At 61.5% G+C, this 14,137-nt stretch carries 11 protein-coding genes and 3 tRNA genes; 13 read left to right on the top strand and 1 reads right to left on the bottom strand.

Translation table 11 applies throughout. The features are described from left to right. Nucleotides 1-62 precede the first annotated feature (62 nt). The 13 genes from PG5_RS02390 to PG5_RS02330 all read left to right on the top strand — a co-directional run bounded on the left by PG5_RS02390 (nt 63) and on the right by PG5_RS02330 (nt 12,463). Complete coding sequence (locus tag PG5_RS02390) at nt 63-2,750, top strand: FimV/HubP family polar landmark protein (RefSeq protein WP_020795486.1); 2,688 nt, start codon at nt 63-65, stop codon at nt 2,748-2,750. A gap of 285 nt (nt 2,751-3,035) precedes the next feature. Next, the gene (truA, locus tag PG5_RS02385; protein ID WP_033039317.1) at nt 3,036-3,860 is read left to right on the top strand and encodes a tRNA pseudouridine(38-40) synthase TruA; all 825 of its coding nucleotides are present in this window, start codon (nt 3,036-3,038) and stop codon (nt 3,858-3,860) included. A gap of 63 nt (nt 3,861-3,923) precedes the next feature. Next, a complete protein-coding gene (locus tag PG5_RS02380) occupies nt 3,924-4,550 on the top strand; it encodes a phosphoribosylanthranilate isomerase (RefSeq protein WP_020795484.1) in 627 nt (208 codons plus the stop codon). 185 nt (nt 4,551-4,735) lie between these two features. Continuing rightward, nucleotides 4,736-5,656, top strand: a complete 921-nt coding sequence (accD, locus tag PG5_RS02375) for an acetyl-CoA carboxylase, carboxyltransferase subunit beta (RefSeq protein ID WP_020795483.1) — start codon at nt 4,736-4,738, stop codon at nt 5,654-5,656. Next, nucleotides 5,653-6,960, top strand: a complete 1,308-nt coding sequence (gene folC / locus PG5_RS02370) for a bifunctional tetrahydrofolate synthase/dihydrofolate synthase (RefSeq protein WP_020795482.1) — start codon at nt 5,653-5,655, stop codon at nt 6,958-6,960. Before accD ends, folC begins: the two co-directional genes overlap by 4 nt. After that, nucleotides 6,944-7,612 (top strand): SPOR domain-containing protein, encoded by a 669-nt coding sequence (locus PG5_RS02365; protein WP_020795481.1) that lies wholly within the window; start codon nt 6,944-6,946, stop codon nt 7,610-7,612. Before folC ends, PG5_RS02365 begins: the two co-directional genes overlap by 17 nt. A gap of 98 nt (nt 7,613-7,710) precedes the next feature. Further along, the gene (locus PG5_RS02360) at nt 7,711-8,271 is read left to right on the top strand and encodes a CvpA family protein (protein WP_020795480.1); all 561 of its coding nucleotides are present in this window, start codon (nt 7,711-7,713) and stop codon (nt 8,269-8,271) included. A 41-nt stretch (nt 8,272-8,312) separates the two neighbouring features. Next, a complete protein-coding gene (purF, locus tag PG5_RS02355) occupies nt 8,313-9,818 on the top strand; it encodes an amidophosphoribosyltransferase (RefSeq protein WP_020795479.1) in 1,506 nt (501 codons plus the stop codon). 73 nt (nt 9,819-9,891) lie between these two features. After that, nucleotides 9,892-11,103 (top strand): O-succinylhomoserine sulfhydrylase, encoded by a 1,212-nt coding sequence (locus PG5_RS02350; protein ID WP_020795478.1) that lies wholly within the window; start codon nt 9,892-9,894, stop codon nt 11,101-11,103. Beyond that, entirely contained in the window at nt 11,100-11,873 is a 774-nt protein-coding gene (locus tag PG5_RS02345) for an SDR family oxidoreductase (protein ID WP_020795477.1), read from the top strand. Before PG5_RS02350 ends, PG5_RS02345 begins: the two co-directional genes overlap by 4 nt. Nucleotides 11,874-12,088: 215 nt before the next feature. Further along, nucleotides 12,089-12,164 (top strand) — tRNA-Val (locus tag PG5_RS02340). Between the two features lie 53 nt (nt 12,165-12,217). Continuing rightward, nucleotides 12,218-12,294: transfer RNA gene (locus PG5_RS02335), tRNA-Asp, on the top strand. A 92-nt stretch (nt 12,295-12,386) separates the two neighbouring features. Then, nucleotides 12,387-12,463: transfer RNA gene (locus PG5_RS02330), tRNA-Asp, on the top strand. A 233-nt stretch (nt 12,464-12,696) separates the two neighbouring features. Here PG5_RS02330 and aldA read toward each other — a convergent pair. Beyond that, nucleotides 12,697-14,130, bottom strand: coding sequence for an aldehyde dehydrogenase (gene aldA / locus PG5_RS02325; RefSeq protein WP_020795476.1), 1,434 nt, complete (start codon nt 14,128-14,130; stop codon nt 12,697-12,699). Between the last annotated feature and the right edge of the window lie 7 nt (nt 14,131-14,137).

The following is a 14,137-nucleotide window of genomic DNA, read 5'->3' as shown; positions in this document are numbered from 1 at the left end:
ATGCCTTACGGCAGCGGCTATCTGCCTCGCTGGCCGAGGAATGTGAAAACTAAGGATAAGCTATGGTTCAAGTTCGCAAACTGGTGTTAGCAATAGCGGCCGCCTCGGCGCTGTCCTCCGGTATGGCGCATGCCCTCGGGCTCGGGGAACTGACCCTGAAGTCGACGCTGAACCAGCCGCTGGTGGCGGAAATCGAGTTGCTCGACGTCAAGGAACTCACCGCTGCCGAAGTGGTGCCGAGCCTGGCTTCTCCTGACGATTTCGCCAAGGCCGGTGTCGACCGCCAGGCGTTTCTCAACGACCTGACCTTTACTCCGGTACTCAACGCCAGCGGCAAAAGCATCCTGCGCGTCACCTCCAGCAAACCCCTGACCGAACCGATGGTGAAATTCCTGGTTCAGGTGATGTGGCCCAACGGTCGACTGCTGCGCGATTACAGCGTGCTGCTCGATCCGTCCAAATTCTCGCCGCAGACCGCTGACGCGGCTGCGCAAGCTGCACCTGTTCAAACCGGTACCACGCCCGTCACTGGCGCGACCAAACCGTCCGAATACACCACCACGCGGCGCGACACCCTGTGGGAAATCGCCGCGAAGGCGCGTAATGGCGGTTCGATTCAACAAACCATGCTGGCCATCCAGGCGCTGAACCCGGATGCCTTCATCGATGGCAACATCAACCGGCTCAAAACCGGCCAGGTATTGCGTCTGCCCGATCAGGCGCAAAGCACGAGCTTGCCGCAATCGAAGGCCATCGCCGAAGTGGCTGCACAAAATACCGCCTGGCGTCAGGGGCGTCGTTATGTCGCCAAGCCTGGAGCAGGCCAGCAGCAACTTGACGCCACCAATCGGGGTCGCGGTGAAGCCACTTCATCGCAAGCTGGCCAGGATAAGCTGAGCCTGGTTTCCGCCGAATCCGGAAAAGCCAAGGGCAAGGGCGTCGCAGGCGATGCCAAGGCCTTGAACAACCAGTTGGCGGTAACCCAGGAAAGTCTCGATACCAAGCGCCGCGACAGTGCTGAGCTGAAAAGCCGCATGACCGATCTGCAAAGCCAGATGGACAAGCTGCAACGCCTCATTGAGCTGAAGAACAACCAACTGGCCAAATTGCAGGCCGAAGGTGCGGCAGGAGCGCCTGCGACAACTGCGACCGCTGCGGCGATCCCGGCTGAGCTGCCCGCTGATCCTGCGGCAACGCCTGCCGAAGCGCCGGCTCCGGTTCCGGCCGAAGCAACGGCCCCCGCGCCTGTTCCGGCTGAAGCGACGCCTGCTGCGGCTCCGGCAGAAACACCGATCGAATCGAAACCTGCAGCCTCCGATGAGCAGAAATTCAATGAGTTGCTGACCAATCCGTGGCTGCTGGGTCTGGCGGGTGGCGGGGCAGTGGTGGTGTTGCTGTTGCTGCTGTTACTGGCCCGTCGCCGCAAAGCCCAGCAGGAAGCCGAGAAACATCTGCGCATGGCCCGCGCCCTGGCCGAAGAGCAGGCGTTTTCCTCCGAGCTTGACCTGTCAAAAGGCATCTTCGATGACCTGGAGGATGCGCCACCGAGCCCGAAACTGGCCACTGCACCGACTCCAGCGCCAGCTCCCGCCCCCGCCCCCGCTCCGGTGATTGCTCCGGTCGTGGTCACGCCGCCGATTGCCGCGCCACTGGTATCGCCCGCCGCCGAGCATTCCGACGATGTGTTGGGTCGCGCGCAGTCGCACATCGACGGCGGTCGGTTGAACCAGGCTGCCGCGCTGCTTGAAGAGGGCGTCAAGCAGGAGCCTCAACGCAGCGATTTGCGCCTCAAGCTGATGGAAGTCTACGGTTTGCAGGGTGATCGCGACGCGTTCGTGGTCCAGGAGCGGCAGTTGGTCGCCAATGGCGACAATTATGCCCAGGTGGAAAAACTCAAGAGCCGCTTCCCGGCCATGGCGCTGGTCGCTGCGGGCGGTATCGCCGCTGCCGCCGCTGCTGCCGAGCTGGACGCACAGTACGTCAAGGACCTGTTGCTCGACGAGCCTCAGGCGCCGGCTGCATTCGATGACGATTTTGACAGCGCGTTCGACTTGAGTCTGGATGACCTGGAAAATGTCACGCCGGTAACGCCGGTCGCGGTTGAGCCGGCACCCGTACCAGCGCCTGAGCCTGAGCCTGAGCCGGAAACAACCCTGGCCGATCTGGAAGATTTCCCGCTGGACGATGACCTGAGCTTCGAGTCGGTCTTGCAGCAGCAGACTGAAATCAAGGAAAACCTCGATGACCTGTCGGAGTTCGATCTGGATATGGACCTCGGTGGCGAGCCAACGCCCGCGATCCTGGCCGAGGACGACTTCCTGCTGAGCCTGGATGAAGATGTCAAGGACCTGCCGGCGGCGCCAGCGCCGGACGTGCCACAAGTGACCCTGGACGATCTGGACCTGCCGGCGGATTTCGATTTGTCGCTGGCCGATGAGATGGACGTTCCGGCGCCTGAGCAGGCATTTGGTACTGAGCTGGATGACGTCAGCGCCGAATTGGAAAGCCTGTCCCAGAGCATCAGTGAGCCAAGCTTCACGGTGGATGACGCCCTGGCAACCGTGGATGATGAGCCGGAATTCGATTTCCTGTCCGGTACCGACGAGGTCGCGACCAAGCTCGATCTGGCCCAGGCCTACATCGACATGGGCGATAACGATGGCGCGCGTGACATCCTCAACGAGGTGGTGACCGAAGGCGACGACGGGCAGAAGAGCGAAGCGAAGGAGATGCTTGCGCGCCTGGCTTGAGTGATTGAGCGGTCGGTTGTAAGCAAAGCGGCAGCCCATTGAGGCTGCCGTTTTTGTTTGCCGCGGTGATGCGATGGCGTCTGCGAGGCCGCTTTCGCGAGCAGGCTCGCTCCCACAGACACCAATCCCCCTGTGGGAGCGAGCCTGCTCGCGAAGGCGACAGCCGATTCGCCACAGTACCTGCTGTTGTACTGGCGTCCCCGCTCGGCAGCCTTATAATGCCCCCCTTTGCGTACATCAGCAGGCTGTCACTCCTTGGCAAACATAGATAACCCGGCCGCCGAAATGGCGGCCGACGGCTTTTTCCGGATCGCGTTGGGCGTTGAATACAAGGGCTCGCGTTATCGTGGCTGGCAGCGCCAGGCCTCCGGCGTGCTCACGGTGCAGGAAACCCTCGAAAACGCCTTGTCGAAGGTGGCCGACTCTCCCGTTTCGCTGCTGTGCGCCGGGCGTACCGATGCCGGCGTGCATGCGTGTGGCCAAGTGGTGCACTTCGATACGCAAGTCGAGCGTTCGATGAAAGCCTGGGTCATGGGCGCCAATATCAATTTGCCGCACGATGTCAGCGTCAGTTGGGCCAAGGTCATGCCGGCGCATTTTCATGCCCGGTTCAAGGCCATTGCCCGGCGATATCGGTATGTGATCTACAACGACCAGATCCGTCCGGCGCACCTGAACGAGGAAATCACCTGGAACCACCGTCCACTGGACGTCGAGCGCATGGCCGAAGCGGCCCGGTACCTGGTGGGCACGCACGATTTCAGCGCTTTCCGAGCCGGCCAGTGCCAGGCCAAGTCGCCGATCAAAGAGCTGCATCACCTGCGAGTCACGCGCCACGGCAAGATGATCGTGCTGGATATTCGCGCCAGCGCCTTCCTGCACCACATGGTGCGCAACATCGCCGGCGTGCTGATGACCATCGGTGCTGGCGAGCGTCCGGTGGAGTGGATGAAGGAAGTGCTGGAGAGCCGGATTCGCCGTTCCGGCGGGGTGACGGCGCATCCGTTCGGCCTGTATCTGGTGCAGGTCGAGTACCGCGACGAGTTCCAGTTGCCCGAGCGTTACATCGGCCCACATTTCCTTACCGGTTTCAGCGAACTTGACGGCTGACGCCTTCGAACGCTTTTGTTACCATCCGGGACTTTCCCGGATTTACCGTGAGGATTTATCGACATGCCAGCCGTTCGCAGCAAGATTTGCGGGATTACCCGCATAGAAGATGCGTTGGCGGCGGTCGAGGCCGGGGCCGATGCCATCGGCTTTGTGTTCTACGCCAAGAGCCCGCGGGGCGTGACGTTCCAGCAGGCGCGCGCGATCATCAAGGCGTTGCCGCCGTTCGTCACCACCGTGGGCTTGTTCGTCAACGCCAGCCGCTGCGAGCTGGGAGAAATCCTCGACGCCGTGCCACTGGACCTGCTGCAGTTCCATGGCGATGAAAGTGCAGCGGATTGCGAGGGCTGGCATCGTCCTTACATCAAGGCGCTGCGGGTCAAGGCGGGGGATGATATCGCGGCCGCTTGCGCTGCTTATCCGAGTGCCAGCGGTATTTTGCTCGACGCCTATGTCGAAGGTGTTCCCGGTGGAACCGGCCAGGCGTTCGACTGGTCATTGATACCGCAAGGCTTGAACAAGCCGATTATCCTGGCGGGCGGCCTGACTCCGGAAAACGTCGCCGAGGCGGTGGCGCGGGTTCGACCTTATGCCGTGGATGTGAGTGGCGGGGTAGAGTCGAGCAAGGGCATCAAGGATCACGCAAAGATTCAGGCGTTTATCAAGGCAGTCCGTGGCAGCTTGATGTGACGGCTGGCAGACTGCCGCCGTCCACTGCACTGTACAAAACGGCTGAGGATTGATGGGTTGTACGCAGGTCACGCTGCACTGACCCGGCACCCATCGAACATCGCCGCACACATGAATTTAGCTCAAGGGCATACGCGGGGCTGCGAACCAGAGCGTTCGGGCCGCCGGTACTGGAGAAAGAAAGCATGAGCAACTGGTTAGTAGACAAACTGATCCCTTCGATCATGCGTTCCGAGGTCAAGAAGAGCTCGGTGCCTGAAGGTCTTTGGCACAAATGCCCGTCTTGCGAGGCTGTGCTGTATCGTCCGGAGCTGGAAAAAACCCTGGACGTTTGCCCCAAGTGCAATCATCACATGCGCATCGGCGCGCGCGCGCGCATCGACATTTTCCTCGACGCCGAAGGTCGTACCGAGCTGGGCGCTGACCTGGAGCCGGTTGACCGCCTGAAGTTCCGCGACGGCAAGAAGTACAAGGATCGCCTGACCGCGGCGCAGAAGCAGACTGGCGAAAAAGACGCGCTGATCTCGATGAGCGGCACCCTGCTGGGCATGCCTGTCGTGGTATCGGCGTTCGAATTCTCGTTCATGGGCGGCTCGATGGGCGCCATCGTCGGTGAGCGCTTCGTGCGCGCGGCCAACTACGCGCTGGAAAAACGCTGCCCGATGATCTGCTTCTCCGCCTCCGGTGGCGCGCGGATGCAGGAAGCCCTGATCTCGCTGATGCAAATGGCCAAGACCTCCGCGGTGCTGGCGCGTCTGCGTGAAGAAGGCATTCCGTTCATTTCCGTGCTGACCGATCCGGTCTACGGCGGTGTTTCCGCCAGCCTGGCGATGCTGGGCGACGTGATCGTCGGCGAGCCCAAGGCCCTGATCGGCTTTGCCGGTCCGCGCGTGATCGAACAAACCGTTCGCGAAAAACTGCCCGAAGGCTTCCAGCGCAGCGAGTTCCTGCTGGAGCACGGCGCGATCGACATGATCATTCACCGTCAGGAGCTGCGTCCGCGCCTGGGTAACCTGCTGGCGCAAATGATGGGCCTGCCGACGCCGAAGTTCGTCGCTGCGCCAATCGAGCCAGTCGTGGTTCCACCGGTACCTGCCAACCTATGATCGAACGTACCCTTGGCGAGTGGCTCGCCTACCTTGAGCAGTTGCACCCTTCGGCCATCGACATGGGGCTTGAGCGCTCGCAGCAGGTAGCGTCCCGAATGGGATTGGGCAAGCCGGCACCTCGGGTGATCACGGTCACCGGCACCAATGGCAAGGGCTCTACCTGTGCATTCGTGGCTTCATTGCTGCGGGCGCAGGGCCTGCGCGTCGGTGTCTACAGCTCTCCGCACCTGCTGCGTTACAACGAGCGGGTGCAGGTCAATGGCGTCGAAGCCACTGACGCCGAGCTTTGCCAGGCTTTTGCTGCGGTCGAAGCCGGTCGCGGCGATACCTCCCTGACCTATTTCGAGATGGGGACCCTGGCGGCGTTCTGGCTGTTTCAACAGTCCGGGCTTGACGCCGTGGTCCTGGAAGTGGGTCTGGGCGGGCGCCTGGATACCGTCAATGTGGTAGACGCCGACATGGCGTTGGTCACCAGTATTGGCGTGGATCATGCGGATTACCTGGGTGATACCCGCGAGTCCGTGGCCTTCGAAAAGGCCGGCATCTTCCGTCAGGGCGCGCCTGCGCTCTGCGGCGACTTGAATCCTCCGCAACCCCTGCTGGACAAGGCGCGCGAGCTCAATTGCCCGTTTTTCCTGCGTGGGCGCGATTTCGACCTGGGTGTTACCGATCAGCATTGGCAATGGCGCGGCGTCGATGCCAGGGGGCAAGTGGTCGAATTGCACGACCTGCCGCTGCTCGACCTGCCGATGGAAAACGCCGCCCTGGCGCTGCAAGCCTATCTGTTGCTCGGGTTGCCTTGGGCAAACGCGCAGATTGTCCAGGCGCTGCAAGCGACGCGGATAGTGGGTCGACTCGATCGCCGGCAGTTCGACTGGCAGGGTAAGCGCCTCAATTTGTTGCTGGATGTGGGGCATAACCCCCATGCCGCAGAGTATCTGGCCCGGCGCCTGGCCAGTCGTCCACCGGCGGGCAAGCGTCTGGCGGTATTCGGGTTGCTGGCTGACAAGGATCTGGAGGGTGTCATTGGCGAATTGAGTGCTAGTGTCGAGCATTGGGCAGTCGCGCCGCTGGATTCGCCCCGGGCGCGACCGGTGACCGACTTGCGTGAAGCGCTGGACAAGCGCGGTGCTTCGGTGACGTCGTATGATAGTGTGGCCACCGCTCTGGAAGGGCAGTGTGCGCAGGCGACGAGTGACGACGAGATTCTGTTGTTCGGATCATTCTATTGTGTTGCCGAGGCCCTTGAGTGGCTGGCCCGGCACTCCACGGAGGAAGCGGCAAATGGCATTGCTGGATAAGGCTTACAAGCAACGCATGGTCGGTGCCCTGGTCCTGGTCGCCCTGGCCGTGATTTTCCTGCCGATGCTGTTTTCTCGCCAGGATGAACAGCGCCAGGTGGAGGTCCAGGCTCCGGCCGCGCCACAAGCGCCGGCGATGCCGCAAGTGCAGGTGGAGTCCGTGGTGGTGCCTGAGCCCCAGGCCCTGCCGCAGGAACCTGTGCCGAGCGACGAAGAAATCGCCCAGCAGGAAGCGCCGGTTGCACCGGTTGCGCCTGTCGCTCCGGCACCCGCCGCCAAGCCGGTCACGCCGCCCCCTGCGCCAGCCCCTGTTCCGGCGCTGGCGGCCAAGCCCGCCACGCCACCGTCGCAACCGATCAGCGCCGCACCCGGCAAGCCGGATACCAGCCAAAGCCGCGTCGACGCCAATGGCCTGTCGGTCAGTTGGTCGGTGCAATTGGCCAGCCTGGCCAATCGCGAAAGCGCGGAAAAGCTGCAAAAAAACCTGCGCAGCCAGGGTTATAATGCCTATATCCGCACAGCCGACGGCAAGAATCGCGTGTTTGTCGGGCCACTGATCGAGCGTGCAGAGGCTGATCGCCTGCGTGACCTGTTGAACCGCCAGCAGAACCTCAAGGGGTTTGTCGTGCGCTTTCAACCAGAGCGTGGCTAAATCTATCGCCGCGATTTGAAATGCACTGACAATCGCAGCTTACCGATAAGCATGGGCTCTGCTAAAATGCGCCGCCTTATCCGTCTGTAGGCTGCACTGTGCCATTTACCTGGGTTGACTGGGCGATCGTTGCAATCGTCGCCATCTCCGCTTTGATCAGTCTGAGCCGCGGCTTCGTCAAGGAAGCACTGTCGCTGGTGACCTGGATCATCGCAGGAGCCGTTGCCTGGATGTTCGGTGGCTCATTGTCCGAGTACCTCGTCGGATATATCCAGACCCCATCGGCTCGTATAATCACGGGCTGTGCCATCATGTTTGTCGCCACGCTGATCGTAGGCGCAATGATCAATTATCTTATCGGCGAGTTGGTTCGCGTCACCGGGTTGTCCGGGACCGATCGATTCCTCGGCATGGCTTTCGGCGCAGCGCGTGGCGTGCTGCTGGTGGTCGTGGCGGTCGGGCTGTTGAGCCTGGGGCCGGTACAACAGGACGAGTGGTGGAAACAGTCGCAGCTCGTGCCAAAATTTCTATTGGTCGCAGATTGGTCCAAAAACCTGATTCTCGGGTGGAGCAGTCAGTGGCTTGCCAGCGGTATCAGCGTACCCGCTGATATTCCGTTCAAGGAGCAGCTCTTGCCGATGGCCAAAACGCCTCAGTGAGTGTTGTTCAGTTCAGATCCATTAAGTAGGGGTTGCGTCGCATGTGTGGCATCGTCGGTATCGTCGGTAAGTCGAACGTCAATCAGGCGCTGTATGACGCGCTAACCGTCCTCCAGCACCGCGGCCAGGACGCTGCCGGTATCGTGACCAGCCATGATGGCCGGTTATTCCTGCGCAAGGACAATGGCCTGGTGCGTGACGTGTTCCATCAGCGTCACATGCAGCGCCTGGTCGGCCACATGGGCATTGGCCATGTGCGCTACCCGACCGCGGGCAGCTCGACCTCGGCCGAAGCTCAACCGTTTTACGTCAACTCGCCTTACGGCATCACCCTGGCGCATAACGGTAACCTGACCAACGTTGAACAACTGGCCAAGGAGATTTACGAATCTGACCTGCGCCACGTCAACACCAGTTCCGATTCGGAAGTACTGCTGAACGTGTTCGCGCACGAGCTGGCCCAGCGCGGCAAGCTGCAGCCGACTGAAGAAGACGTATTTGCTGCCGTCACCGACGTGCACAATCGTTGCGTCGGTGGCTATGCGGTCGTGGCCATGGTGACCGGTTACGGCATCGTCGGTTTCCGTGACCCCCACGGCATCCGTCCGATCGTGTTCGGCCAGCGTCACACCGACGAAGGCGTCGAATACATGATCGCCTCCGAGAGCGTGTCCCTGGACGTGCTCGGTTTCACGCTGATTCGCGACCTGGCACCGGGCGAAGCGGTCTACATCACCGAAGACGGCAAGCTGCACACTCGTCAGTGCGCAACCAACCCGTCCCTGACCCCTTGCATCTTCGAGCACGTCTACCTGGCGCGTCCGGACTCGATCATCGACGGCGTGTCGGTGTACAAGGCCCGCCTGCGCATGGGTGAGAAGCTCGCCGAGAAGATCCTGCGCGAGCGTCCGGATCACGACATCGACGTGGTCATCCCGATCCCGGACACCAGCCGCACCGCGGCCCTGGAGCTGGCGAACCACCTGGGCGTGAAGTTCCGCGAAGGTTTCGTGAAGAACCGCTACATCGGCCGCACCTTCATCATGCCGGGCCAGGCGGCACGGAAAAAATCCGTACGCCAGAAGCTCAACGCCATCGAGCTGGAATTCCGCGGCAAGAACGTGATGCTGGTGGACGATTCCATCGTGCGCGGCACCACCTGCAAGCAGATCATCCAGATGGCACGCGAAGCAGGCGCCAAGAACGTTTACTTCTGCTCCGCAGCCCCGGCCGTGCGTTTCCCGAACGTCTACGGCATCGACATGCCGAGCGCCCACGAGCTGATCGCCCACAACCGTTCGACCCAGGACGTTGCGGACCTGATCGGTGCCGACTGGCTGATCTATCAGGACTTGCCTGACTTGATCGAAGCGGTCGGTGGCGGCAAGATCAAAATCGACAAGTTCGATTGCGCGGTGTTCGACGGCCAGTACGTCACCGGCGACGTCGACGAGGCTTACCTGAACAAGATCGAGCAGGCGCGTAACGATGCCTCCAAGGTCAAGACCCAGGCAGTCAGCGCGATCATCGATCTGTACAACAACTGAGTAACTACCGGCCCTGAGGGGCCGGTTTTGTATCTGGCTTTTAATTTACGAGAATAGGGAAAGGAGTGACAGCATGAGTCAGGATTGGGATGCCGGTCGGTTGGACAGCGACCTCGAAGGCGTAGCGTTCGATACCCTGGCCGTTCGTGCCGGTCAGCACCGTACGCCGGAAGGCGAACACGGTGATCCGATGTTCTTCACTTCGAGCTATGTATTCCGTACCGCCGCCGATGCGGCCGCGCGTTTTGCCGGGGAAGTGCCGGGTAACGTTTATTCGCGCTACACCAACCCCACCGTACGCGCCTTCGAAGAGCGTATTGCCGCCCTGGAAAACGCCGAGCAGGCCGTGGCCACTGCCACCGGCATGGCTGCGATCATGGCGGTTGTGATGAGCCTGTGCAGTGCCGGCGATCACGTGCTGGTGTCGCGTAGCGTGTTCGGCTCGACCATCAGCCTGTTCGAGAAGTACTTCAAGCGCTTCGGCATCGAAGTCGACTACGTACCCCTGGCGGATTTGTCCGGCTGGGATGCGTCGATCAAGGCCAACACCAAATTGCTGTTCGTCGAATCGCCGTCCAACCCGTTGGCTGAGCTGGTGGATATCGCCGAACTGGCGAAAATCGCTCACGCCAAGGGCGCGATGCTGGTGGTCGACAACTGCTTCTGCACCCCGGCGCTGCAACAGCCGTTGAAAATGGGTGCGGACATCGTCGTGCACTCGGCAACCAAGTTCATCGACGGCCAGGGCCGTTGCATGGGCGGTGTCGTGGCCGGACGCAGCGAGCAGATGAAAGAAGTGGTCGGCTTCCTGCGCACCGCCGGGCCGACTTTGAGCCCGTTCAACGCCTGGATCTTCCTCAAGGGCCTGGAAACCCTCAATCTGCGGATGAAGGCCCATTGCGCCAACGCCCAGCAACTGGCCGAATGGCTGGAGCAGCAGGACGGCATCGAGAAAGTCCATTACGCCGGCCTCAAGAGCCATCCACAGCACGAGCTGGCCCTGCGTCAGCAAAAGGGCTTCGGTGCGGTGGTGAGTTTCGAGGTCAAGGGCGGTAAAGAGGGCGCCTGGCGCTTTATCGATGCGACCCGCCTGATTTCGATCACTGCCAACCTGGGCGACAGCAAGACCACCATCACCCACCCGAGCACCACCTCCCACGGCCGCCTGGCGCCGCAAGAGCGTGAGGCTGCGGGCATTCGTGACAGCCTGATCCGCATTGCGGTCGGCCTGGAGGACGTGGCAGACCTGCAAGCCGACCTGGCGCGCGGTTTGGCTGCCCTGTGATCGAGTTGTCCACGCCATCGGGCACCAATGGCCGCGTGGCACTGGTGACTGGTGCGGCGCGGGGCATTGGCCTGGGAATTGCGGCCTGGTTGATCAGCGAAGGCTGGCAGGTGGTGCTGACGGACCTGGACCGGGTGCGCGGGTCGAAAGTGGCGAAGGTACTGGGCGACAACGCCTGGTTCATCGCCATGGACGTCTCGAACGAAGGGCAGGTGGCGCTGGGTGTTGCCGAGGTGCTGGGGCAGTTCGGGCGCCTGGACGCGCTGGTGTGCAATGCCGCGGTTGCCGATCCGCACAACATAACCCTGGAAAGCCTCGACCTGGCTTACTGGAACCGGGTACTGGCGGTGAACCTCAGTGGGCCGATGCTGTTGGCCAAGCACTGTGCGCCGTACCTGCGGGCCCATAGCGGGGCGATCGTCAACCTGGCCTCGACCCGTGCCGCACAGTCGGAGCCCGATACCGAGGCCTACGCCGCGAGCAAGGGCGGCCTGCTGGCCTTGACTCACGCGCTGGCCATCAGCCTTGGCCCGGAGATTCGGGTCAATGCGGTCAGCCCTGGCTGGATCGATGCGCGGGACCCGTCGGTGCGCCGTGCCGAGCCGCTGACCGATGCCGACCATGCCCAGCATCCGGCGGGCAGGGTAGGGACAGTCGAGGACGTGGCGGCGATGGTGGCCTGGCTGCTGTCGAAGAACGCCGGGTTTGTTACCGGCCAGGAGTTCGTGGTCGATGGTGGCATGACCAAGAAAATGATCTACAGCGAGTAGGGCGAGCCGGGCATTGATGTTGAGTGCGCCATCGTCTTCGCGAGCAGGCTCGCTCCCACATTGGAAGTGCTATCCACTGTGGGAGCGGGCCTGCTCGCGAAAGCGGTCGACACGGTATCGATTGAAAGAATTTTGTCTTTTTCAGAAAAACTTCAATCCTGCTATTGACTTAGGTTCGCTACCTGCGTAAATTTCGCGGCCTCGGAGATGCAAACGGGTGATTAGCTCAGCTGGGAGAGCGTCTGCCTTACAAGCAGAATGTCGGCGGTTCGATCCCGTCATCACCCACCACTCCCGAGAAACTTGCGAAAGCAAGAGGTAGGCTGAGATGCCTCCACCGACGCGCAGCGGTAGTTCAGTCGGTTAGAATACCGGCCTGTCACGCCGGGGGTCGCGGGTTCGAGTCCCGTCCGCTGCGCCATATTCAACGAATCGGATTCATCCGGTTCGCGGTTGAAAAGCACCGAAGCTTTCGACCAAACGAGTTACTTGGACGCAAGTCCACAGCGATACGCAGCGGTAGTTCAGTCGGTTAGAATACCGGCCTGTCACGCCGGGGGTCGCGGGTTCGAGTCCCGTCCGCTGCGCCATATCTGCCCCGAGGCCCACTGAACGCCTTGGAGCTACGAAGAAAGCCACTGCTTTACTTCGCGTCGATAGCAAAGACCCTGGTCGAAAGACCGGGGTTTTTTGTGTCTGAAATTTGAGCGGAAGCCCGTACCCGCAAGGGTTGAGTGTTGTTCATTGAATCAATGTAAAAATACAGATCCAATGGGGGAACGGGCTTGCTTGCGAAGGCGGCATCAGCAGCACCGCCCGATTTTCAGCCTTGCAGATACACCGCGTGGGTATGGGTGTACTCATACAACCCATGCTTGCCATCCGCACCGCCGATCCCGGATTTACGCACCCCGGCATGGAAACCCTGCATCGCTTCGAAGTTCTCGCGGTTGACGTAGGTTTCGCCAAAATCCAGCTCGCGCATGGCGTGCAGGGTCTTGCTCAGGTCACGGGTGTAGATCGACGAGGTCAGGCCATAGTCGCAGTCGTTGGCCAGGGCGATGGCTTCATCCAGGTCGTCGACGATCTGGATTGGCAGCACGGGACCGAAGATCTCCTCGCGCATGATCTCCATATCGGCGTGGCAGCCGGCCAGAACGGTAGGCTGAAAGTGAAAGCCGTGTGGGAGGTCGGCAATCTGCCCGCCACTGATCAGGCTCGCGCCCTGGCTCAATGCCGTACGGACTTTTCGATTGACGCTGTCCAGGCCCTGGCGATTGATCAGCGGGCCCATCTCCACATCAGGTTGCGCAACCGGGTCGCCATAACGGGTGGCATTCATGGCGGTGGCGATGCGCTCGATGAATTGATCGGCCACCTTGCGCTCGACATAGACCCGCTCGGCGCAATTGCACACCTGGCCGCTGTTGATGATGCGCGAATCACGAATGGCCTTTACCGCCAACTCCAGGTCGGCATCCGCCAAAACAATGGCCGGGGCCTTGCCACCCAGTTCCAGATTGAGCTTGGTGATATTCGGCGCCGCGGCGGCCATGATCCGTGAACCGGTGGCGACGCTACCGGTGAAACTGATCATGTCCACGCGCTTGTGCGCGCTCAGTGCGGCACCGACCTGACCATCGCCACAGACCACATTGAACACGCCGGGTGGCAAGTCGGTTTGCGCGACCAATCGTGCGAATTCGAAGCAGTTGTTGGGTGTTTCTTCGCTGGGCTTGATGACGATGGTGTTGCCGGTGAGCAGCGCTGGGGCCATCTTGCGAGCGATCAGGAAGAACGGGAAATTCCACGGCAGGATCCCGGCCACCACGCCCAGCGGTTTGCGGAACAGGAAGATGTTTTCATCCTGGCGGTCGCTGGTGATGATTTCACCTTCGATGCGCCGCGCCCACTCGGCCATGTAGTCGAGATAGTCGGCGGTGAAGTTGACTTCGACTTCGGCCAGGGCGCTGATCTTGCCTTGTTCCAGGGTGATGGTGCGCGCCAGGTGCGCCACGTTTTCCCGCAGTTTGGCAGCGATGCGGCGCAAGTAGCCGGCGCGGTCATTCGCCGGTTTGCGCGCCCAGTCCTTTTGCGCGGTGCGTGCAGCAGCGAGTGCGCGATCGACATCTTCGGCATTCGACGCTGGCACCTTCGACAGCAGGGCGCCGGTGGCCGGGTTGATCACATCGAGGTGGGCAGCGCTGGCCACGAACTGGCCGTTGATGAAGTTTTGGTAAACAGGCACGGATGACATGGAGCGA

The organism is Pseudomonas sp. G5(2012), assembly GCF_000408945.1.
Lineage (GTDB): Bacteria > Pseudomonadota > Gammaproteobacteria > Pseudomonadales > Pseudomonadaceae > Aquipseudomonas > Aquipseudomonas umsongensis.
Note: the sequence above shows the minus strand (reverse complement) of the source record. Positions and strands in the feature narration are given on the sequence as shown.

Bases quoted from the DNA above. Each gene is read 5' to 3' on its own strand.
- accD (WP_020795483.1), top strand. From the start codon at position 4,736: ATGAGCAACTGGTTAGTAGACAAACTGATCCCTTCGATCATGCGTTCC.
- PG5_RS02390 (WP_020795486.1), top strand. From the start codon at position 63: ATGGTTCAAGTTCGCAAACTGGTGTTAGCAATAGCGGCCGCCTCGGCG.
- aldA (WP_020795476.1), bottom strand. From the start codon at position 14,130: ATGTCATCCGTGCCTGTTTACCAAAACTTCATCAACGGCCAGTTCGTG.
- PG5_RS02380 (WP_020795484.1), top strand. From the start codon at position 3,924: ATGCCAGCCGTTCGCAGCAAGATTTGCGGGATTACCCGCATAGAAGAT.
- purF (WP_020795479.1), top strand. From the start codon at position 8,313: ATGTGTGGCATCGTCGGTATCGTCGGTAAGTCGAACGTCAATCAGGCG.
- PG5_RS02365 (WP_020795481.1), top strand. From the start codon at position 6,944: ATGGCATTGCTGGATAAGGCTTACAAGCAACGCATGGTCGGTGCCCTG.
- truA (WP_033039317.1), top strand. From the start codon at position 3,036: ATGGCGGCCGACGGCTTTTTCCGGATCGCGTTGGGCGTTGAATACAAG.
- PG5_RS02350 (WP_020795478.1), top strand. From the start codon at position 9,892: ATGAGTCAGGATTGGGATGCCGGTCGGTTGGACAGCGACCTCGAAGGC.
- folC (WP_020795482.1), top strand. From the start codon at position 5,653: ATGATCGAACGTACCCTTGGCGAGTGGCTCGCCTACCTTGAGCAGTTG.